Genomic DNA, 21,306 nt, shown 5'->3' on the forward strand with positions numbered 1-21,306 from the left:
GGATCTACCCTTGATAAGGGGGGTGCCGATAGGCGGGGGGATCTACCCTTAATAATACTAAATCTGGTTATTAAAAACTGATTATCTATTGCTCCTATTGCCTATTGCCTATTGCCTTTTGCCTGTCCTCATAAGTAGCCTATACTCAACGGATTTAGTATAAGTAGGATTGATTCCTAGGGTTGATTCATGAATCAACCCTACTACCTTGATATAGAAGTTTTCATTACCCTGTTTGGTTATACTTCATCTTTATGAAAAATGCTCTCACTGGAAAAATGGCTAATCAATGGGGTAAATAAAAGCTGAGAGCTAAAAAAACTGATAACTGATAACCCGGGAGAAAATATAATTGTAGCTACCTACCCATTCCAGATTAATTCCTATGGCAGAAGAAACCACCACCCCGGCAACTCCGGCAGCAGCAGCAGAAAAACCGGCTCAACCTGCGGCTGTTAAAAAACCCAAGGAGCCTACCGTCGAGGAAAAACCCTTTGCTGAATTTATCGAGCAGCATTTTCAACCCGCACTGGCGGCAGCCTTGCAAAAGCTGGGTATAACTGATATGAAGTTGTCCTTTAAACAGGATAAAATTCCCGTGCAGGGCTTTTCTAGCTCTCCCTGTTGGCAGTTAAGCGGCAATTGGCTCGGGGGAATGCGTCAATTTAGCATTTATTTTTTGGAAGAAAACATCAACGGTAAAAAAGCTTTTTCTCAGGCTGAGGGCGGTGCTCAACCTAGTACACTTGAATCATTTATGATCGATGAAAGGAAAGTTAGTCTTGATTTACTGTTGTTTTACACCCTGCAACGGCTTAACGGTCAAAAGTGGTTGACGAGAAACTAAAATTGCTGAGGATTAGCGATCGAGAAGGGGGGTAAAATGAGTATAGACGACCACTGCTTATCGATCGCTAATAGTAATTATGCGTGTATTTGTACTACTTTTTAACGCGGGCACAGAAAACGAAGGTATCCACACCATTCAAATGGGAGCTATCAATAAGGTGTTGATGTTTGAATCGGAAGATGATGCCACCCGTTATGCGCTGCTGTTAGAGGCCCAGGATTTCCCGACTCCCACGGTAGAGAAAATTGATTCGGAGGAAGTGGCAGAATTTTGTCGCGGCGCTGGCTATCAAGCGGAGATGATTGAAGCGGGTATGTTGGTGATTCCCCCCGAAAGCAATGCCTCCGAGTTGGATTGGCAAAAAGAGGAAGTCCCCCCCGCCGAGGAGGAGTTTTCCGAGATTCCCGATGCGGAGTTAGACAGCATCCGTCGTCGTCTAGAAGGACTTTTGTAACAGACCTCTGGTAAAGAAAATTGTCCTGCTTGGTTCGGAGACAGGAGACAGGAGGCAGTAGTCAGGAGTTCAGAGTCAGAAGACAGGATAATAAATCAAAGTTGTTCACTGATAACTGATAACTGTTCCCTGTTCACTGATAACTGATAACTGATAACTGAAGATGACAACCGTGGGGGAATTAGGCGAAAATTTGGTGGCGGATTGGTTGCAATTACAGCAATGGCATATCCTCCAGCGTCGTTGGCGTAGTGGCGGCGGTGAAATCGATTTAATCGTCTTGTCTAAATCTCAGGCGATTCTCGCTTTTGTCGAGGTGAAAACCCGCAGCGCTGGCAATTGGGATTTAGGGGGCAAATTAGCAATCGATGACCGTAAACAGGGGAGAATTTACGAAGCTGCTCAGATATTTCTCTCCTTTTATCCCCAATGGTCCGATTTAACCTGTCGTTTCGATGTGGCGTTGGTTAGTTGTCAAAAAAGTTCTCTATTAGCTTTACCTGAGTTTTCCCTTGATTATCCCTGTCAGCGACAGGCAGGTTATCAATTGCAATTACAGGAATATCTCGTGGCCGTTTTCTAAAAACACAATAGGCCCGCCTAGGGAGGCGGGCTTCATCTTGTACAAACGATATGGACTCCTAAAAAATTAACGGACTCAACATAATAGAGGTTTACGGAACCCACAACAGTCTATCTGTCAACTATCAAGATTTCTCAGTTTACCGACTCAGGTGCTGATTACGGCTCACCCCATCTGTCCTATATCGAGCAACAGAGGCGAAACCATACTTTACTTTACAAACTTTGAGAATCTGCGTCCGATTTAGCTGTTGCGTTGAGCTAGAGCAGGTGGCACAGGCTCTAGGTCTTTTTGCCTGAAAGGAAGTTGAGTCGCTTCCCTTGTGCCTTTATGTTTTTAATATAACACCTTTGTCGGGACTCGATCGAGCTTGTGATTAAAGTTTACATTTATTGATTTTTAGTAAAAATTGCCGTTACAAAACTATGGGAATTATGAATTATGAATTGGGGAATTATGAATTATGAATTGGGGAAGTGGGGGAAATGGGGAGGTGGGAATTATGAATTATGAATTATGAATTATGAATTGGGGAAGTGGGGGAAATGGGGAAGCTGTGTCATCACCCTATCACCCCAAAACCCGATCACCTGACTCCTATCTCCTATCTCCTATCTCCTGACTCCTGATTAGGGACTGAATCTCCTCTTTGTAGGCAAAAGGAGCGCGACTGAGAGCCTCTTGAAAGAGGGGTTGAGCCTCTTGATTTTTGCCCTGTTCTTTTAGTACGATCGCCGCCGCTAAAATCGGTCGGAAATCTTTAACATCCATCTGTTGAGCTTGTTTATAGGCGTTTAAAGCTTCCGGATAATTTTGCTGCTCGAAATAGATTTTGCCTAAAAGTAACTGAACGGAAACGATATCGATTAAACTAGCGGGATTATTGGGATCGGCAGCAGCTTTGAAAGCGCGATCAATCGTGTCTTTGACCAAACTAATCGCCTCGATAGAGCGGTTTTGGCTGAGAAATAAATTAGTTAATCCAGTTAAGGCCCGTAGATCTTGGGGTTGGGAGGCTAAAAGGCTGCGATAACTGGCTGTGGCTCCTGCATAGTCCTCTATTTGCTGTTTTGCTTCCGCTAAAAGTAGTAGATAATCGGATTGTTGGGGGTTAAGTTGCGCTAATTTTTCTAAAGGTTCGATCGCTTGCTTTAAATCGCCCTGCTGTAAGCGAGTATCTAATAATCCCCGCAAAGCCGTCTGATTATCGGGTTCACGCTCTAAAACCATCTGATAACCCAGTGCTTGACTGGCTAATTCCTCTTGTTTCACTGCGGACAGATGACTCTGACCCGAGGATTGCTGACTCTGGAGAATAGAAGTCAATAGCGGCATGGTCGAGAAGGACAGCAAAGCAAATAACATCAGGATGAGACCGATGGACAGCCAACGACGGTTAGAGAGAGAGGCTTTCATACACTGGGGTGGGGAACAGACAAGAAAATGTTATGGAAATCTGGAGATTTGATGAGAGGATCGATCGAATTCGCCGCTCTTTATTGAGTACAATGGGCAGACAGTCAAGACTCAAAAGGGTTTTGACAAGGTTGACAGTCAAAAGATCATGGTTCTTAATATACTAGATGCCAGTAGATTCGCCCTAGAGGGTTATTGTAATCCTCCAGATCGCGCTTTTGACTTGCTTGATTACTAATTTACTATGTGTCTCCGCCGCTAGGAGTGTGATATGAATCGTTCTGGGAATCGGTTTACCGAATCACCGAAAACCCCCCCGACTCCTGAAGTGGAACTTCAGGAAGTCCCCCTTGAGTCCCCCCATACCGAGGCTGACTTAGCCGTAGAGTCAGCCACCCCCGAAGAAGTCAAACGTCAACAACCGATCCCCCCTCCCAGTCATCTGCGGCAGTATCGGGCGATCGGTCTCGTCTATGGCCATTATCAGCGATCGGAGGAACAATTAACTAAAGGCAATATTTTAACTGCCGATGGTACTCTGATCGATTCTGTAATTCTCGGTCGGGTGATCAGTTTGGTTAAAAATCATCTCGATCTGGAAAAACCCCATCTTTGGGTGGTTTATCCCCGCACCCGTCAGGAAAATGATGCCCTTCATGTTCAGATTGTCGGTGTTTGGGAACCAGAAACCCTCAAAAAAGAGGATGATCCAGAGATAGAGCCACTCCTCGCTTCTACCCCGGGTTATTTCTCGATTCGAGGTGAAGTCATCTTTACTGAACGGGAAAATCAAGCGGTAGTGGTCAAAATCCGACAAATGCCCAAAACTGAAGCGGAGAAACCCAAGTTTTTTAAACTAAAATTGCGCGGCACTTTGCCAGGTAAACCGGTCAGTCGTTTTTGGGATTTTCAGGTACAACTGAAAGGGGATGCCTTAACTATTTTGGAAGGTTTAGACCTCGGTTTTGCCAGCAAGAAAAAACCGATGGGTAAGGGGGGTTTTAAAAAGCCTTTTGATAAAAATCGTCATCCCTCGGCCGATAGATATTATCGACCGGAAGGGGAAGGAGAAAAGCGACCTTTTACCCCCGGACAATCCCCTATCCCTCGGCCTTCCCGACCAAAAACCGTATCGGAAAACTAATTTTTTCTAGGGATGGGTTCTGCACCCATTCCTAGGTTTACGGGCTTTTTTCGTAGTAGTTGATCCTTAGTATCTGGGAATATGAGCGCGAATTCTATAACTATAATCTGTTCCCAAAATCTCGGTGATAAAAACCGCCAACTGAGTGCCTAAAATCGCTTCATCGGCAGAACTAAAAGATTTATAATCTTCTATTAACCACTCTTGACCACCATTAACTAAAGTACATCTAAAGGTGCCAAGAGATTCGGCGATTTCTGTATATTCTGTATAGTTTCTCGTTCTTACTTCCCCCCTACTATCTGCCCTCAAACATAATTGATTAAGTTCTGCATAAAATTTGTCAGGAATTTTGTTTAAATCACCCCCTTTAGTTGCCCAACGCATAAAAAGATGGAAAGACCAAGGAAGATTGAGATAAACTAGATAACATAAAACCAGAATAATTGTTAAATATAAGGAGGAAGTCAGGAATTTATCATATTTCCTTTTTCGGGATCGATTTAGACGTTTGGCTAAATCTAGCTTTGATTTTCTCATGAATTTTAATTAGTTAAAAGTAATTCGTAAAAAGTTAAGATGTATAAAAAAATTCTGCGTTTTGCTCCGATTATCCTGTCCTTGAGTTTGTTTATTCTAGCGGTCTGGGCAATTAGTCAAGAATTTAAACACTACACTTTTGCCCAACTCTTGGCTAGTTTAAATCATATTACCACAAGTCGTAAGCTAGAAGCTATTTTTTGCATGGCTTTGGGTTATTTGTCGATGACAGGTTATGATCGCCTAGGTTTTTATTATATCAATCATCCCTTAGCTTTAGGCACTATTATCCGTACTGCTTTTATCAGTTATGCTCTTGGTAATACCATTGGTTTAACCTTATTTTCTGGGACAGCGATTCGTTATCGTTTCTATACTCCTGCGGGGGTGGGGGTGGTGGATATTGCCAAAGTTATCACTTTTACCCATTTAAGCTTTTGGTTAGGAATGTTAGGCATTGGTGGTGTAAGTTTCCTCCTCGATCCCCAACGGATTCCTCAACTTTTAAAATTACCTTTTTTAACTACCAAACCTTTAGGAGTAATTTTTTTATTCCTGGTTGCTGGCTATTTTTTCTTGACTCTCACTTATAAAAAACCCATAAAAATCGGCCAAGAAAATATCTATTTGCCTGCTTGGAATCTTTCCCTGGCTTTGATTTTGTTGACTTTTATCGATTGGATATTAGCCGCTAGAGTTCTATATCTTCTTCTCCCGGACAACTACAATACTTCTTTTTTAGGATTTTTCGGTCTCTATGTATTTGCCATGACAGCAGGGGTATTAAGCAACGTGCCGGGGGGAATAGGTGTTTTTGAGTTTATCATGCTGAGATTACGCCCCGAATATGTGTCTAATGCCGAGCTTTTCGGTTCTTTAATCGCCTATCGAGCTATTTATTATTTGCTGCCTTTAATTGTCGCTTTTGTCTGGTTATTGGGTTACGAAGTTCGCAGAAAATAAGGCCAGCAAATTAGCTTAAACGGACAGAAAAAGTCCCCATGCCGTCATAGCTGGGGAGCATCAATCTAGTAGGCTAAAGTTTCTAAAGTTTCCCGTAGATAGGAACAAATGCGAGCATCAGCATCGTCTCTATTTTTACCTGATTCTAGTTGTTCTTGCTGCCAACGCCGAAAACCGGAACTAGCGGCGATGGCTTGTTTTAAATGCTCCCAAGTATGATGGTCTTTGTGACGTGGGGTGTCGGAAAATGTGGTAGAGTTGCCCATCTTTACCTCTCGTGGTAGGGTTGCACCTTTTAACATAACTTAAAAATCGCTGAAAATTCTGATAACTGGGACACAATTAGGCAGAAAAAGGTGTTGCCTAGCGGGAAATCTGCGGGGATGCCAACACCTTTTTTGAGGAAATCTAGCGGATTTTTAGGAGATTTTGCTGGTTTCTGCCGCTTCTTCCGTCACCACTGCCTGATTTAAAGCTGCGGGGGGAATGGGGATAGGAAATACCGACGGCAGGTTAGCGGTGGTATCTTCGGGAGGCTGCGCAGAGTGAAAACGACGGTAGCTTAAAACACCCGCTACGGTGATTGCTCCTGTGGCGGCGGCAACCCCTAAAATAAGTTTGTTAGGATTGACATGGAGGGTGTTATTGCTGCCAAAAATGCTTTTACCTTTAGCGAATGCACAAGCGGAGGCGCTGCCGGCATCAAGAGTACCTAAAACAATGCCACTGACGAGGGTGGCACTAACGGCGATGGAGGTGAAAAAGGTTTTCTTCATAATTGCCTTGGGGATAGGTTGTCAATAGCGATTATCCTTGCATTATAGATATCTAAATCACAATTGTCTATTTTATTTCCGTTGGTGACATTGAAATAATTTTGTTTAAGAATAATGAATTATCAATATCGTGTCGGAGGTAGTCTTGCCTATAACCATCCTACCTATATCGAGAGAAATGCCGATCGAGAACTGTTAACGGCGTTGAAAAATGGTCAATTTTGCTACGTTTTTAACTGTCGTCAGATGGGTAAATCCAGTTTAAGGGTACGAGTGACTCATATCTTACAGCAATTAGGCATGGATTGCGCGTCCGTAGATATAACCAGTCTTGGCAGTAATGATAATTTATCCCAATGGTATAACGGCGTGATCACCCGTTTGTTTTTAGGATTTAATCTGACGGGAAAAATTAATCTTAAATCCTGGTTGCGTGAGCGAGAGGATTTACCCCCCGTGCAGCGTTTGGGACAATTTATTGAGGAAGTTTTATTAGTTTATTGTCGGGGAGAGAAAATATATATTTTTATCGACGAGATCGATAAAATTCTCAGTTTACAGTTTTCTCTAGATGACTTTTTTTCCCTGATTCGTTATTGTTATAACCAAAGAGCGGAAAATTCCCAGTATGAAAGAATTACTTTTGCTTTATTCGGTGTGGCTACCCCAGCAGATTTAATTCGCGAAAAGACCCAAACATCTTTTAATATCGGCCAGGCGATCGAATTAATGGGATTTAATTTGACCGAAATTACTCCTTTAGCTGAGGGATTATCCAGTCAAAGTAATTATCAACCCGACTGCTTAGAAAAAATTATTTTTTGGACGGGAGGACAGCCATTTTTAACCCAGAAAATTTGTCAGCTGTTGCGGGAAAGTGATTTAGATATTGAGACGCTGATCAAAGAGAGAATTGTTAATAATTGGGAATCTCATGATGAACCAGTTCATCTGCGAACTATTGCCGATCGCTTGTTAAGAAATCAAGACAAAGCGGGTCGTTTGTTAGGTATCTATCAACAAATTTTAGAAAAGGGATCAATCCTGTGCGATGATAGTCCAGAACAAGGGGAATTAAGGTTATCGGGGTTGGTGGTAAAAAAGGATAATCAGTTAGTAGTTTATAATCCTATTTATCGAGAAATATTTAATCTTAATTGGGTGGAAAAACAATTAGAGCAATTGCGTCCCTACTCAGAAGCGATCTCCGCTTGGCAACAGTCTAATTATACCGATGAATCGCGGCTTTTACGCGGAAAAGCTTTAAATAATGCCCTCGATTGGTCTCAGGGTAAAAGCTTAAGTAATCTTGATTATCAGTTTTTAACTGCCAGTCAAAATCTCGACAAAATAGAGGCAGAAATTAGCCTAGAAACCCAGAGACAAGCTAATAAAATTCTAGCAATTGCTCACCAAAAAGCCACCAAAAGAATTCAAATTGGCTCAGTAATTTTAATTGCTTCTCTTTTAGGTTCTCTCTTAGCTTTTATTCAGGTAAAACAAGCGTGGCAGCAAGTGGAAACCGCTCAACTAGGTATTCAATTACAGCGCAAGGGTGATAGTGATTGGCAACAATTTCAATTTGAACAATTAGAATCTTTAATTGCGGCGATGCAAGCAGTAAATAGTTTAAAAAATATCGTTACTGATGGGCAAACCTTGAGTAAATATCCCGCTACCAGTCCAATTATTACCCTGCAACAAATTTTAGATCGTATTCAAGAAAAAAACCAACTGCAAGGACACCGGGGAACTATTTATAGTGTTAGTATTAGTCCCGATGGTCAAAAAATAGCTACTGCTTCCCAAGATGGGACGGTAAAAATTTGGAATCAAAAAGGTGAGAATATTCAAACTTTGACAGGTCATCAGGGAGCAGTTTATAGTGTTAGTTTTAGTCCCGATGGTCAAAAAATTGTTACCGCTTCCGAAGATAAAACCGCCAAAATTTGGAACTTGCAAGGACAAAACTTAGTCACCTATCCTGACCATCAAGAATCAGTTTATAGTGTTAGTTTTAGTCCCGATGGTCAAAAAATTGTGACTACTTCCAGAGATAAAACCGCTAGATTGTGGAATTTATCAGGTGAAACTTTACAGGTATTTAAGGGACATAAAAGATCGATAGATGCAGCTATTTTTAGTCCCGATGGTCAAAAAATTGCCACCGCTTCCCGGGATGGTACGATTAAAATCTGGGATTTATCAGGTAAAACTATCTTGAGTTTAGGTCAAGATAATATTGGGCCTTTTTATAGTGTTAATTTTAGTCCTGACGGTCAAAAAATTGCTGGGGCAGCCGCCGATAAAACTGCTAAAATCTGGGATTTACAGGGAAATTTAAGAGCGACTTTCCGGGGACATCAAGATTTTGTCAACAGTGTTAATTTTAGTCCTGATGGCCAGTTTATAATTACCGCATCTAGTGACGGTAGTGCTAAAATTTGGGGACTGCAAGGGGAAGAAATAACTACTCTTAGAGGACATCAAGAATCAGTTTTTGCTGCTGTATTTAGTCAAGATGGAAAACAGGTGGTAACTGGATCGAGTGATGAAACGGCTAAAATTTGGCAGCTGAACAATTTAAATCAAACTAGGGTCGATAATACCAGTGTTACCATTAATTCCCAGGGGAATATTATCGCTATTGCTAATAAAGATGGTCAGATTACTTTACTGGATTCACAAGGTAAAAAAATTAGAGAATTTGCCACAAAAATGCGTTCAATCTATAGTATAGCTTTTCATCCCGATGGTAATCAGATGGCGATTACAGGAAGAAACGGAAAAGTACAAATCTGGAGCAGAAAAGGAACAATGCTCCAAGAATTTACCGCTAGTCAAGTACCAATTTATAGTCTTGCTTTTAATGGAGAGGGAACAGCAATAATCACGGGAACAAGCGAGGGAAAAGTTCAATACTGGCATTTAAGTAATCATCGTCCTCAATTAATTAATTCTTGGACAGCCGATGATAGTATTATCTATGATTTGGTGTTTTCTCCCGATCATCAAAAAATTGCTACTGCTACTCGAGGAAAGATTAAAATTTGGGATTTGCAGGGTAATCTTTTAAAGGAGATTAAAACCGATTCTTTTCCCGTTTATGGAGTTAGTTTTAGTCCTGATGGTGAAAAAATTGCCGCTATTTCAAGGGATGGTACAGCTAGACGCTGGGACATTGACGGAAATTTGCGCTCCGAGTTTAAAATAGAAGAAGATATCGTCTATGGGATCGCTTTTAGTCCTGATAGTCAAGAGATTGTGATTATTGCTAGGGATGGTCAAAAGCATCGATGGCCCTTAGAAACGGAATATAATTATTTACAAAAATTGCTCGATCGAGGTTGTCTTTGGTTAGAAGATTATCTCGAAAATCGTCCCGAAAAACGAGAAGCTCTATCCCTCTGTACTGGGAAAATAAAACCATTCACCTTTTAAACTTGGTTGGATTGGGTGGGGGGTGAAGGTTAAATTAATTAGTTAATTTCTTGGGTTCTTCGGTTTGTCTTATGCAACGGACAGGGTTATAAGGGATGAAAACCTTATAGAAACAGACATTACTGTGATTTTTGTCAATTGTTTGCGATCTGGAGCGAACTAATCAATTAAATCTCTTGCCAGATCAGGATTTAGTCGATTTATGCCTCCCTATAGAATCATACCAAGTAACGAAGAACCTAACATTTTTGGTTTTAACGCTAGAATTTTATCTAATGACCTTTTGTCAACGGGGAAGTCCGGGTATAATCATTGTCTTTGTGTCTTTGCTACTCTAAAAATTTCTTGAGCTGTTGCTGAACCGACAAAACGCCAGTGCCAAGGTTCATAACTAACACCTTGAAAATTGTTTTTCGGAAATGATAATTCAAAGCCATATTGAGCAGCGTGAACTTCTAGCCAGCGATAGGCTTCAGTAGAGTCGAATGTCAATTTGAGGACAGTATTAGGACTTTTACCGTCACCAACATCGAGAGCATAGCCTGTATGATGTTCGCTGAAACCTGGAGGCGCACTCAGTTTAGAGGCTGCTTTCTTGCTTCCTTGGCGTTGAATTTGTCGCTCAAACAGCTTTTTTTGATCGGCAACTGAGCGAAAGCCAGAAACAGGAATGATCTCAATTCCCTCTTGTTGAGCGGCTAATTGCATCTGTTTAAACATCTCTGCCGCTTCTCGATTCAGATATGCTTTACGTTCGTAAAAAATACCAATTTCCACTAAATCATTAGCATTTTCTTCGTATTTTATATGAAAAGGAATTTCAGTTTGGTTAGGGGGTGAAAGTACAGTGTGATTCTTGGGAGGTGGCGAAGATAGTGAATAGATATCATCAGCACCAGTAACCATCTGTTTGGGCGAAGGAACTGGCAGAGCTTTGGATGTATTTGCCAAAGGATAAGGTCGCTGTAAGGGAGGCGTTAGAGTATTTTTAGGGATAGGAGCAGGAGAAATTAGAGAAGTAGAAGAAACTGAAGGCGAGGTAGAAACTATCGCAGTGGTTGGCGGTTCAGTCGGCTGTTTAAACCCTAAATAAATCGATACACCCATTACAACAATTATAGGAATAATAAAATATCGAAAAGCTGAAATAAAAGATTTCATATTAGTTATAGTAATTGTGTGCAGTTACTTATTGTCACACTAGAGCTAGTCAGAGCTAATTAATTGAGCAGCAATCCAGCCTGTCTTACCGGACTGAGGATGATAGACTTTGTACCACTGATAACCTCCTCTATCATAACTACTGCCCAAAATTTGTACGCGATCGCCTGTACGGACAGTTCCTACCACCCCATAAACAGTTCCAGCGCCAGAACGTATATTTTTAGTTCCTGGAGTACCACTAATTGTAGCATTAGTTCCGCTGGACGAAGCTTTTGGTGGAGGTTGAGATGGAGGTTGGATTTGCGGTTGACTTGGATAAGTAGTTTGACCATCAACAGCAAGTAAATTACCTGCAATCCATCCGTCTGCTCCTGATTGGGGAAAATATATATGATACCAAATGAAGTTATCGCTATTTCTAACAGATTTGATAACTTGAACGCGATCGCCGGGATAGGCAATATGTCTTGTTGGGTATTCTAAACCAGGACCCCTGCGAATATTTTTCTGCCCTGGTTCTCCTACAATTGTGGCATTACTGCTACCAGATGGGACAGAGGAAACATCTTCAGGAACTTTAGCAATACTAATGACAGGATTATCATTAACAGTAATACCAATAGTTTCCCTATCAGTTTTACTGCCATCACTGGCTGTGATGATTAGATTGTCTGAACCAGCGTAGTTTTGCCGACCTCGGTAAATGATTCCGGCGGCATTGGCTAAAGTTTTATTAATTTTAGTCGTATCGCCTTTGAGAGTAATTTTTTTGGTTTTATTATTCTCGATGTCGTTGGCGGTTAGTCCATTAGGTATGTCTGTTTTAACAGTAAGAATACCATTGGTGACTTCAAGAGTGACTGTCAGGTTTGGATTATTGGGATCGCTGAGAGTCATTCCACTAATTGGTAAGTCAGTATTTTGGTTAGTGAATTGCTTACTTGGTACGGTAATAATAGGAGGAGGATTGGTAGGAACAACGGTGATGCTAATCGATTTGCTATCAAGATTAGAATTAACATCTTCCGAGTTGCTAGGAGGCCACAGCACTATTTTCTCTCCATCGCTAACTGTAGCAGTGAGCATATCCTCGCCACTGAAATTTTTATTCCTTCGATAGATGAGTCCTCCAGAGTCGGCTAATGTGCTGTTAATTTGTTTAACAGTGCCAGTGAGAGTGACTTGTGTACTTTGGTTGTTACTGATGTCTTTGGCTGTCAATCCTTTAGCGACATTAGGCTTGATATTGAGGGTTCCATTGGTAGCTTTTAGGGTGATGGTCAAGGTTAAATTATCAGCAGATAAAAGGCTGATTCCGCTAATAGATAAGTTAGCATTCTCTTTAACTGTTTGAGAGCTAGGAACATTCAGAATTGAGTCTTTATCCTGAATTTTAATCGTAAAGGGTTTGCTAATTCCTCCATCCCCATCAGTAATTTTGAACTCAACTTGACGAGAGCCTATTTGGGGATTTCTAGATATACTTTGATAGACAATGTTGCGGACTAAAGCCTGTGCCGCTTCTCGTGTGGCGCTAGTATTAAATTTGACAAATAAAGGTTCTGTCTCTTTGCCTCCCTCAAAACTGCCAATAATTTTACCTCCATAGCTTACATTATTGTCTTTTGTCCTAATTTCGTCCTCACCATCTCCTTGATTACGAATTCCTAAATAATCGTCTGAAGTTCCGTTTGCTGTGAATTTTACTGTCAGTTCGCCTGTGTCGAAGTCAGGAGAAAAGAAATCATCAACACTGGCCGATTCAAGAAGGACAATACACTGATTTTCTTTGACGCAGTCTGTTATTTTCTCGCTTTGTTTGCGCCAAGGATTAGCATAGTTAATAGCAGCAAATCCTGAAATGATAAAAATTGCGGACATTAGCCACCACCAATCTGACAAGAATAACCAAAATTGGAGTCTCTTGGAAATGATGAGGATTTCCCGTTCTTGATTTTTCTTCCACTTGCGGAGGACAAACTTAAGTGCGTCTTGGTGTACTGTTCTCTGTTTCCGCGCTTCTGGTAATAAGTTAAAGGCTTTGTATAAAGGCCTTTGTCGTGATTCATTTCTGCTACGAGAAGATTGGTTAGTATCAAGATTCTGCATGGTTCGTTTCTCCCTTCAATTTTTGAATAAGTCGCTCTTCTTCTTGATCTAAATTGACAGCAAAAGAAGTGAAAGCAGCTAAAGCAACCTTCTGGGCTGCGGTTTTATGTTCTGGCTCTCTTACTTGATTTTGAGGTACTTCTGGCTCCATTCTCCGAATCCAGCGATACATTGCCTTTTCTATCTCTGTGAGGGGGCGCTCTGAATCTGTCCAAATTTGATAGGAACGTTCGTTAACTTTAATTTCGTCATTTCCTCCTGAAAGATTAGCACGTTGTTTGAGATAGATGTCAGTCAAAATTTTAATAAACTTTTCTGCTTCATTAGCTCTAAAGTTAGCTACTAAATTTTGGAGTTCAAATTCAATGATATTGAAATATCGAAAAGCTAGATTACAAATAGCAGAAATAACAGCCGCACGAACTAGCAATGATGGTTGATTATTTAAGATTTTTCCCAAGCGATTCAAAGCTTGGTTAACTGTAAGTTCATCGTTATTCGGATATTCAATAAGTCCATAGGTTAAGACAACTGTTTTTTGTAATGCCTCTTGTTTTCTCAATGTCTTTTCCCATTCGCTTGATGGGCTGGATTCTTGTTCCCATTCGTTGAGCAGTTGGCAAATCGTTGCTCGATTACCTGGAAGATTATAAGCATTTGCTAAACTCAGAGCAATCGCGTGATTTAAAACATCTATATGTTTCTGTGTTACCTCTTTGAGCCAGTCTTTGAGTTGCTCTAGGTATAGGGGAACTAGGTAAAACAAAGTATGATAACCCAAATAGACATGAACGAGAGGAAATCTACTTTCTGAAAGCTCTTTCAACCAGTCTAAAAATTCAGCCCTCAGACAACTTGAATTTTGATGATCGTCCCTAGCAGTATAACCCACGGCAAGGGCAATAGTGGACCCGATACAGTCTTCTCGAATTTTCTCAAAATTTTGCTTGTTTTCCTCTAAATAATTGCAGCGATATATTGAACTCAATCTCAGAATAATTTCTGATGTTGATAAACAATTTTTGAAAATCAGTTCCTCTAGGTTTTGAATTGATTGGATGAAATTAGTATTGCCAAGATAATCACTGTATTTGCTAATTAATTCAGGTTTTTTCGTAGCTGAATCCCCAGAAAGTGATTTAAATAATTCCAGGAAAATATTAACGATAAAATCAAGAAGAACTAAGATAAATTTTTGTTGCTTTTTGATTGGTTGTGCATTACTATTTTTAGTATTGTCGATCAATTCTTTTTGCTTACTGATAGTCAGAAAATAGAACTGTTGAAGAGTTTTAAATAACTCTTGCTCACCTCCATATTGATACCATCGTTTAATTGCTCTAGCTGCCACATCCTGAATAGCAATTTCTCTCTGAGCGGCCAGTTCAAGTAAAGCATTTTGAACTTTACCTGTTGTATTCTTTGAAACCAAGCCAAGATCACTAATGGTCTCAATAATTGCATTGTGTAACTGGTTACGTCGGACAGAGCCTCCAGATAATTCCCAGTTAGAAAGATTTGATTGAACTGACTCTTTGATGAAATTAACTAGGGTTGGCAAAGTGGTGAGAATTTGGCGGCGATGGCTATCCCACGCAACCTCAAACAGTAGTCGACGTTCATTAGAGCGATTTAGTGCTATTTGGCGAAGTACCAACTGATTTTCTATATCTTGTGTCTGGACAAATTTAAATCCATCAAGCTGGTCAGTTTCAACAATAAAATCAGTAAATTCAAAATGGTTGCTTAGGTTGATTAAATCACTATAATCAAGAGCTTGTAAGGAAGCGTCTCTTTTTTGCCAAACGTCTTCTACAATCTTCTCTAAAGCAGCAAAAAATTGATCTTCAAACAGACCATCAAAAAGACTTAAACTGATCGCTAACAACTGTTCACGCGAACTCAAGTAAGTATTATACCATTTCTTGAGACTTTCCCGTTGATTATTAGCTAAAGCAAAAATTTCTGTTAGTTTTTCTTGGTTTATTTGTTCGTTAATGTCAAGCTGATTTAAAATCCTTGCACAGTTATTTATTCCGGCAAACGTGACAATTTTTTTGTTGCCAAGTTGGGCGTGCAAATATTCTTTTATTCCGATAACATCTTTATTTGTTAGTTCACTTAAAGGTGATTCATTGATAACTAAACTTAAGAGTAGCTTGGTGTTAAAATGCAATTTATTATATAGACTATTAACCAAACTTTCTGGAGTATATATCTCTTCTCTTTCTGGTTGCCACCAATAATTATCTAATCCTATCCCAGCCCACCTTGATTTCGGATAGTCAGTGGTCGCTATAACAAAGTTTGTTTGAGCAGATTCTCGCAGTTTGCTCAAATCACTACTGATATTTTGGGGACTTATTGTATAGATTAAAAAGACTTTAACATCATCTAAATTGATTTGATGATAAATTTCTTTGGCTAAATACCTTGCAAAATAGAATTTGTCGTCGAATTCACCCCCTAAAACTAAAACATGATTTTGATATAACAGTCCGATAATCCTCTTGATATCTAATGATAATTCGGGAAAATCAACTAATGATTGCAATAGACTTTCTGGGGATAAGTGAGTAAAGCTACTATCTTCATTCCCCAGATAATTGTAAGTATTTACTGCTTGCTTAATATCTCCAATTTCTATTTTTTCTGCTTGAAGATTTTCTACTGCCATTTGCCTTATTTCTTGAGCTTCTCTCTTGGGATCAGTTCTAGCTCCACTGATTTTTGAATAAGGAATGACTGATTTTGGAGTACAATGTAGTTCCCAAATGTTATAATTTTTATTCATATAAGCTAACTCCATTTTTCCTTAAAAATTTCTGATCTTCTCTTTAATTATTGATCGATCATGGTTGAATTTAGATACCATTAAATTTGTTGTGTCATATCTCCTATCTTGATGCTTTTGGCTTTTAAATTTTTCGCCATTGTTTGTTCAATCGAATCTCCCTGTTTAGTTCTTTGGTTCATATTTCCTACTTCTAAGCTTTCTGTTTCAACGTCAGTCAGCATTTCCTGGCGAACTAAACCTGATAATTCGCTCTGTTTTACTAACTCCACAAGATTCTTGGCAAAAGCGTCATCTTTACTCATTAGCTTCTTCAGGACTGTTTCAAACTCTGATTGGTTTTCTTCTGTTGGCTCTTCTTCAAAATCTGCTAGTGTCCCTTCCCTTCCGGCTGCTTGAAACTTCTCTCGAATCACAGTTATCAACTGGGAAACTGCTTGAGAGACTCCTTTGCCTAGTGCCTTTCCCCCCTCCTTTTGCAAAATAAGAAAAAAAATAGTTTCAACCTGTAGGATATAACAATCTCAGGTCTTTTGTCAAGGATAATTTAGGGATTTTGATCACGTAAGCATCAGCCTTTCAGGAACTCGATACCTGAATTATGAATTATGGATTATGAAAGAGATTCGATTTAGCGATCATGCGAAATTTAAAATCGACATCCTTGCTAATCACGGGCTAAATATTTCTCCAGAATTTATTATTGATACGATTTGTAATCCTGATAAAATAGAAATATTGCCAGAACCAAAGATACTCGGTTCTTCGGTTTGTCTTGTGCAATGGACTGGGGTTATAAGGGATGGAACCCTTATATAGAAAGACATTTGGCAATTTTTGTCAATTGTTTTCGATCTAGAACGAACTAATCAATTAAGTCTCTTGCCAGATAAGAATTTAGTCGATTTATGCCCCCCTATCAAACCATACCAAGTAACGAAGAACCATTTCTTGGGTAATTATTACCTAACCCACCCGCTCAATAATCTTAATTTTTAATCCGATGGGGGAGGATTTTCTGCGCTTTGTGAGCGAGTTTCTGGGGGAGTATCTTCTCCGATAGTTTTTTCTGGGGGCAAATTTTCCTCTGGGGGGGAATTTTCTTCACTTTTTGAGCGAGTTTCTAGGGGAGTATCTTCTCCGATAGTTTCTTCTGGAGACAAGTCTTCCTCGGTAACTTCAATAATCACCGTTTCGCTAACAGCAATAGTTTCGACTTCAACATTTGCGACAGGTTCAGTCGGGGGAATTTCTGGGGGATTTTCGGAAGGGTTGATCTCTTCTGTTGCCAAATCAAAATCATCGAAATCATCGAAATCATCGAAAGTTTCATCATCATCAATAATTTCCGCAGCTTTTTCCCCAATTTCTGTCACTGATTCTGTAATAGTTTCCCCGATAGCTGCGGCTTTTTCGACAACGGGGGCAATCGTTTCTTGAGCTTTTTCGCCAATTTCTGTCACTGATTCTGTAATAGTTTCCCCGATAGCTGCGGCTTTTTCGACAACGGGGGCAACTGTTTCTTTAACCGTTTCTTTAACTTTTGCTGCTACTTTCTCAGGTTTAGCTTTAGTTTTAGGGGATTGAGAGGGAGTAACTTTCCCCAGACGATTGCCTAACCAACCGACAATAGTAAATAATTTAACCGGTTTGTCGGGATAAAAAAGTGCTTGTCTGAGTTTGAGAGTTTGCCAAGCGAAAGCAATAAATAATATGGTCGCGGCAGCTTGTCCGAGGAGGATAGCGCCTGTAATCCTTCCCGCGCACAACCAGAGGACAAGGGCATAGAATAATCCTACCGCACTCCAGAGAAAATCATCTTGACGGTGGCGATCGGGGGCGATAAAAGCGGTGGTGAGGAGGTAGAGACTACTTAATCCCACCACGACCGCTAGGATATAGGGCAACATTTGCGATTCTCCTTTGACATTTCCTTTTTTATTGTGCGTTATTTGGGGTCGATCGAGTCTATTTTTTGATTAATTTGGGAAATTATCGAGTCAGATCATCTTTGCCTGTGTTTATGAATAGCCATAGTTAATATTAGGAAATTCTGGGTTTATCCTCTGCTGCTTGTGCTGATCAGATTAAACAAGCTTTCGGATCAAATGATTAAGTTTTGGTCTTTAACAAGCAAAGAGGAATTAGCAACCCTTGATCAAACCACAGATAAACTGTTATCTTTAGTAATTAGTGCCGATGGTAAATATTTAATTACTGGTAGTGCTGACAAAACCGTAAAAATCTGGCAAAATGGGCAAGAGTAACACCTCAAGATAAGTAAGTAGTTATAATTAAATTGAAGATAAATTTCGCTTCTGATCCCCCCTGCACCCCTTAATAAGGGGGGTGCCGATTCCCCCTTAGTCCCCCCTTGATAAGAGGGGTGTCTGACAACTTTTAACACCTACCTACTTAACTGCTATAATTAGAAACTTATGCCGACAATATTTTATTGGGGAGAAGATGAATTTGCTATTAACCAAGCGGCTAAAAATCTGCAAGCAAAACTTCTCGATCCCAATTGGATACAGTTTAATTATGATAAAATTAATGGTGATCGCAATGAGGCAATTATCGAGGCCCTCAATCAAGCAATGACTCCAGTTTTCGGCATGGGAAATCGTTTAGTTTGGTTAGCCGATACGGTTATTTGTCAACAATGTTCCGAGGATATTTTCAAGGAATTACAGCGCACTTTGGCCAATTTACCCGAAAATTCCTATCTGTTATTAACCAGTGCCAAAAAACCCGACTCCCGCTTAAAATCGAGCAAGTTTATCCAAAATCAGGCGGAGGTTAAAGAATTTGAACTAATTCCGCCTTGGAAAGTCGAGGAAATTGCCCAAAGAGTTAGGGAAATTGCCAAAGAAGTGGGGGTAAAATTAACCCCCGATGCGATCGAACTCTTAGCGGAAGCGGTGGGAAATAACAGCCGCTTGCTGTGGATGGAGTTAGAAAAACTGCGTTTATTTAAAAATAATTCGGCGGGAACTATTGACAAAAAGGACATTTTAAGCTTAGTCAATGCCAGCAATCAAAGCAGCCTACAGTTAGCCAGTGCTATTTTAAAACGGGAGACAGGCAAAGCCCTAGAATTGGTTAATGAATTATTAAATCGCAACGAGAACCCCCTAGGTATCACTGCCACCCTAGTGGGCCAATTTCGCACTTGGGCAATAGTAAAATTAAAAATTGAAGAAGGAGAAAAAGACGAGAAAAATATCGCCGCCGCCGCCGAAATTGCCAATCCCAAGCGACTATATTTCATTCGCAAAGAGATACAATCCTTTTCTTCTAAGCAACTTCTCGCCACCTTGCCCATACTTCTCGAATTAGAATATCGTCTCAAACGGGGTGCAGAACCTTTGGCAACTTTGCAAACAAAAATTATTGAACTTTGTTGTTTATTGGTGACTTAAGTAGGTAGGTATTAAAAACTTTCAGATCCCCCCGCCTATCGGCACCCCCCTTATCAAGGGGGGCAGGGGGGATCGAACCTAAAATCTATTTTTGATTTAATTATAACCAGCTACTTAATACCCTTCCTTGCTGTTCAGAAATCCTCTAGAATAAGATTCTAGAGACTTCTCAAGAACCACAATGACCGATGATGCCATCCCTAGTCTAAACTTAGCGATCTCTAGTTTAGCCACGAGTAATAATTTCGCCCGTTGGGTGACGAAAGCACCCCTACCGGGGGGGTATGTGCATCATGACTGTGAATGGACCGAGAGTCTAACCACGGAATGGATGGCATGGCAGGAAATGTTCTGTCTGGAAAAAATGCCGACCTTGCCGATGTTAGAGCAATTAGAGGGAAATTCTCGACCTAAACTGACTCTTGCGGGAGAAGGCGGCAGTTATGGCGGTCAATTGATGCAAAAACTAGGTATTAGTCTCTGGCAATGGTTATTTCAAGCATCAATTAGTCAAAGTTTTGCCCAAAGTCAGGGAATCGCCCTCGGCAAAAATCAGCCCCTGCGAATTCGCTTGGAATGTCGCAACCCCTATTTAATTCTGCTGCCTTGGGAAATTATGCAGCAAGCGGGTAAACAGGCCATATCTCTGCATCCGAATATACTCTTTAGCCGTACCACCAGCGATGTAGACCCACTGCCACCGATAAAACCGAGTAATAGTCTCAATATTCTCTTAGTTATCGGCGAAAAACAGATTAAAACCGCCGCTAGTTCCCTCAACCTCACTGCCATTAATACTGGTGGAGAAACTAATCCCGACCAGGCACTAGAATCCGAGGCCGCCAATCTTATCCGGGCCATCTCCCCCAGTGGTTCCCCCCAGAATTGGGGAGTGAAAGTCAAAGTCGATACCTTAATTCGACCGGGGGCGAAAGAACTGACCGAGGCCTTGGATACGGGTAAATATAAAGCTTTTTTCTACGCCGGTCACGGAATGACCGCCCCCAATGGCGGTTCCTTATTTCTGCGACCTGGAGAACAGCTAAATGGGACGGAGTTAGCCCAAGCTTTGGTGAGAAATCAGGTTATTTTAACGGTTTTTAATGCCTGTTGGGGGGCTTATCCCGCTAAATCAGGTCAGGAGATGATTCCCCGCAGCAGTCTGGCGGAAGTCTTGATTCACCACGGCGTTCCCGCAGTTTTGGCCATGCGAGATGCGATCGCAGATCGAGAGGCCTTGAGTTTTATCGAGGTTTTTACCCGCAGCCTCCTCGGGTTCAAAGACAAAGAAGCGCAGATGTCCAAGTTGTTTCCCGGTCCGAGAGTCCCTATCGATCAGGCCGTTCGCATCGCCAGGCAGCAGTTATTAACCCTCTACAAGTACAATCAGCCGGCTTGGACTTTGCCGATCCTCTATATGCACCCGGAATTCGACGGGCAATTGCTGCAAACCTTTGATGAGACTCAATCACCGACGTTTATGCCCAATATCTCCGGAACCATGCCCGCCGCTTTCTTATACTAGACCTCCTGCAAAAGTCTTATTCAGCTACTTGATGATAGCCTAAAGCAAGTTCATAGTTGTAAATGCCAGCGATTAAATTAAATCTCAGACCAAAACGCCGTCTCCGATTCCTATATCTTGATGAT

18 protein-coding genes and 2 pseudogenes are annotated in these 21,306 nt (G+C 40.8%); 10 read left to right on the plus strand and 10 right to left on the minus strand.

Annotated features, from left to right (window positions below; genetic code table 11):
- Window positions 1–385 precede the first annotated feature (385 nt).
- The 3 genes from IQ234_RS12330 (at window position 386) to IQ234_RS12340 (ending at window position 1,887) form a co-directional block, all read left to right on the plus strand.
- Window positions 386–847, plus strand: a complete 462-nt coding sequence (locus IQ234_RS12330) for a DUF2996 domain-containing protein (RefSeq protein WP_193957306.1) — start codon at window positions 386–388, stop codon at window positions 845–847.
- 79 nt (window positions 848–926) lie between these two features.
- Entirely contained in the window at window positions 927–1,304 is a 378-nt protein-coding gene (locus tag IQ234_RS12335; RefSeq protein WP_002795498.1) for a DUF3110 domain-containing protein, read from the plus strand.
- A gap of 163 nt (window positions 1,305–1,467) precedes the next feature.
- Entirely contained in the window at window positions 1,468–1,887 is a 420-nt protein-coding gene (locus tag IQ234_RS12340; protein WP_002739402.1) for a YraN family protein, read from the plus strand.
- A gap of 597 nt (window positions 1,888–2,484) precedes the next feature.
- Here the strand turns inward: IQ234_RS12340 and IQ234_RS12345 are convergent.
- Window positions 2,485–3,303: a tetratricopeptide repeat protein gene (locus IQ234_RS12345; RefSeq protein WP_193957307.1), complete on the minus strand. Its 819-nt coding sequence runs from the start codon at window positions 3,301–3,303 to the stop codon at window positions 2,485–2,487.
- A 271-nt stretch (window positions 3,304–3,574) separates the two neighbouring features.
- Between IQ234_RS12345 and IQ234_RS12350 the strand changes: the two genes are divergently transcribed.
- Window positions 3,575–4,447 carry a hypothetical protein gene (locus IQ234_RS12350; protein ID WP_110577951.1) on the plus strand — a complete coding sequence of 291 codons (873 nt, stop codon included), beginning with the start codon at window positions 3,575–3,577 and terminating at the stop codon, window positions 4,445–4,447.
- A 66-nt stretch (window positions 4,448–4,513) separates the two neighbouring features.
- Here the strand turns inward: IQ234_RS12350 and IQ234_RS12355 are convergent, their stop codons facing one another.
- Entirely contained in the window at window positions 4,514–4,987 is a 474-nt protein-coding gene (locus IQ234_RS12355) for a hypothetical protein (protein ID WP_193957308.1), read from the minus strand.
- A gap of 39 nt (window positions 4,988–5,026) precedes the next feature.
- Between IQ234_RS12355 and IQ234_RS12360 the strand changes: the two genes are divergently transcribed.
- Window positions 5,027–5,950, plus strand: coding sequence for a lysylphosphatidylglycerol synthase domain-containing protein (locus IQ234_RS12360; RefSeq protein ID WP_193957309.1), 924 nt, complete (start codon window positions 5,027–5,029; stop codon window positions 5,948–5,950).
- A 65-nt stretch (window positions 5,951–6,015) separates the two neighbouring features.
- On the opposite strand, the gene IQ234_RS12365 is transcribed toward IQ234_RS12360, so the two are convergent.
- Window positions 6,016–6,252: a hypothetical protein gene (locus IQ234_RS12365; RefSeq protein WP_193957310.1), complete on the minus strand. Its 237-nt coding sequence runs from the start codon at window positions 6,250–6,252 to the stop codon at window positions 6,016–6,018.
- A 117-nt stretch (window positions 6,253–6,369) separates the two neighbouring features.
- Window positions 6,370–6,726 (minus strand): hypothetical protein, encoded by a 357-nt coding sequence (locus IQ234_RS12370; RefSeq protein ID WP_193957311.1) that lies wholly within the window; start codon window positions 6,724–6,726, stop codon window positions 6,370–6,372.
- A gap of 114 nt (window positions 6,727–6,840) precedes the next feature.
- On the opposite strand from IQ234_RS12370, the gene IQ234_RS12375 reads away from it, so the two are divergent.
- Window positions 6,841–10,167 carry an AAA-like domain-containing protein gene (locus IQ234_RS12375; protein WP_193957312.1) on the plus strand — a complete coding sequence of 1,109 codons (3,327 nt, stop codon included), beginning with the start codon at window positions 6,841–6,843 and terminating at the stop codon, window positions 10,165–10,167.
- 309 nt (window positions 10,168–10,476) lie between these two features.
- On the opposite strand, the gene IQ234_RS12380 is transcribed toward IQ234_RS12375, so the two are convergent.
- The 4 genes from IQ234_RS12380 to IQ234_RS12395 form a co-directional block, all read right to left on the minus strand.
- The gene (locus IQ234_RS12380) at window positions 10,477–11,328 is read right to left on the minus strand and encodes a M15 family metallopeptidase (RefSeq protein WP_193957313.1); all 852 of its coding nucleotides are present in this window, start codon (window positions 11,326–11,328) and stop codon (window positions 10,477–10,479) included.
- Window positions 11,329–11,373: 45 nt separating this feature from the next.
- Complete coding sequence (locus IQ234_RS12385) at window positions 11,374–13,440, minus strand: SH3 domain-containing protein (RefSeq protein ID WP_193957314.1); 2,067 nt, start codon at window positions 13,438–13,440, stop codon at window positions 11,374–11,376.
- Window positions 13,427–16,234, minus strand: a complete 2,808-nt coding sequence (locus IQ234_RS12390) for a hypothetical protein (protein ID WP_193957315.1) — start codon at window positions 16,232–16,234, stop codon at window positions 13,427–13,429. Before IQ234_RS12390 ends, IQ234_RS12385 begins: the two co-directional genes overlap by 14 nt.
- Before the next feature lie 80 nt (window positions 16,235–16,314).
- Window positions 16,315–16,650, minus strand: coding sequence for a hypothetical protein (locus IQ234_RS12395; protein WP_193957316.1), 336 nt, complete (start codon window positions 16,648–16,650; stop codon window positions 16,315–16,317).
- Window positions 16,651–16,849: 199 nt separating this feature from the next.
- On the opposite strand from IQ234_RS12395, the gene IQ234_RS21815 reads away from it, so the two are divergent.
- A complete protein-coding gene (locus IQ234_RS21815) occupies window positions 16,850–17,053 on the plus strand; it encodes a hypothetical protein (RefSeq protein WP_193957317.1) in 204 nt (67 codons plus the stop codon).
- Between the two features lie 176 nt (window positions 17,054–17,229).
- Here IQ234_RS21815 and IQ234_RS12405 read toward each other — a convergent pair whose 3' ends face one another.
- Window positions 17,230–18,144: a Ycf66 family protein gene (locus tag IQ234_RS12405; RefSeq protein ID WP_193957318.1), complete on the minus strand. Its 915-nt coding sequence runs from the start codon at window positions 18,142–18,144 to the stop codon at window positions 17,230–17,232.
- Between the two features lie 198 nt (window positions 18,145–18,342).
- Between IQ234_RS12405 and IQ234_RS12410 the strand changes: the two genes are divergently transcribed.
- The 3 genes and pseudogenes from IQ234_RS12410 to IQ234_RS12420 all read left to right on the plus strand — a co-directional run.
- The gene (locus IQ234_RS12410) at window positions 18,343–18,501 is read left to right on the plus strand and encodes a WD40 repeat domain-containing protein (RefSeq protein ID WP_228008501.1); all 159 of its coding nucleotides are present in this window, start codon (window positions 18,343–18,345) and stop codon (window positions 18,499–18,501) included.
- 171 nt (window positions 18,502–18,672) lie between these two features.
- Window positions 18,673–19,656, plus strand: coding sequence for a DNA polymerase III subunit delta (gene holA, locus IQ234_RS12415; protein WP_193957320.1), 984 nt, complete (start codon window positions 18,673–18,675; stop codon window positions 19,654–19,656).
- Between the two features lie 181 nt (window positions 19,657–19,837).
- A pseudogene (locus IQ234_RS12420) lies at window positions 19,838–21,178 on the plus strand (CHAT domain-containing protein); the annotation flags it as partial.
- Window positions 21,179–21,197: 19 nt separating this feature from the next.
- Here IQ234_RS12420 and IQ234_RS12425 read toward each other — a convergent pair.
- A pseudogene (locus tag IQ234_RS12425) lies at window positions 21,198–21,306 on the minus strand (IS5/IS1182 family transposase); the annotation flags it as partial.

The sequence above is a fragment of the Microcystis aeruginosa LEGE 91341 genome (genome assembly GCF_015206885.1).
Taxonomy (GTDB): domain Bacteria; phylum Cyanobacteriota; class Cyanobacteriia; order Cyanobacteriales; family Microcystaceae; genus Microcystis; species Microcystis aeruginosa_H.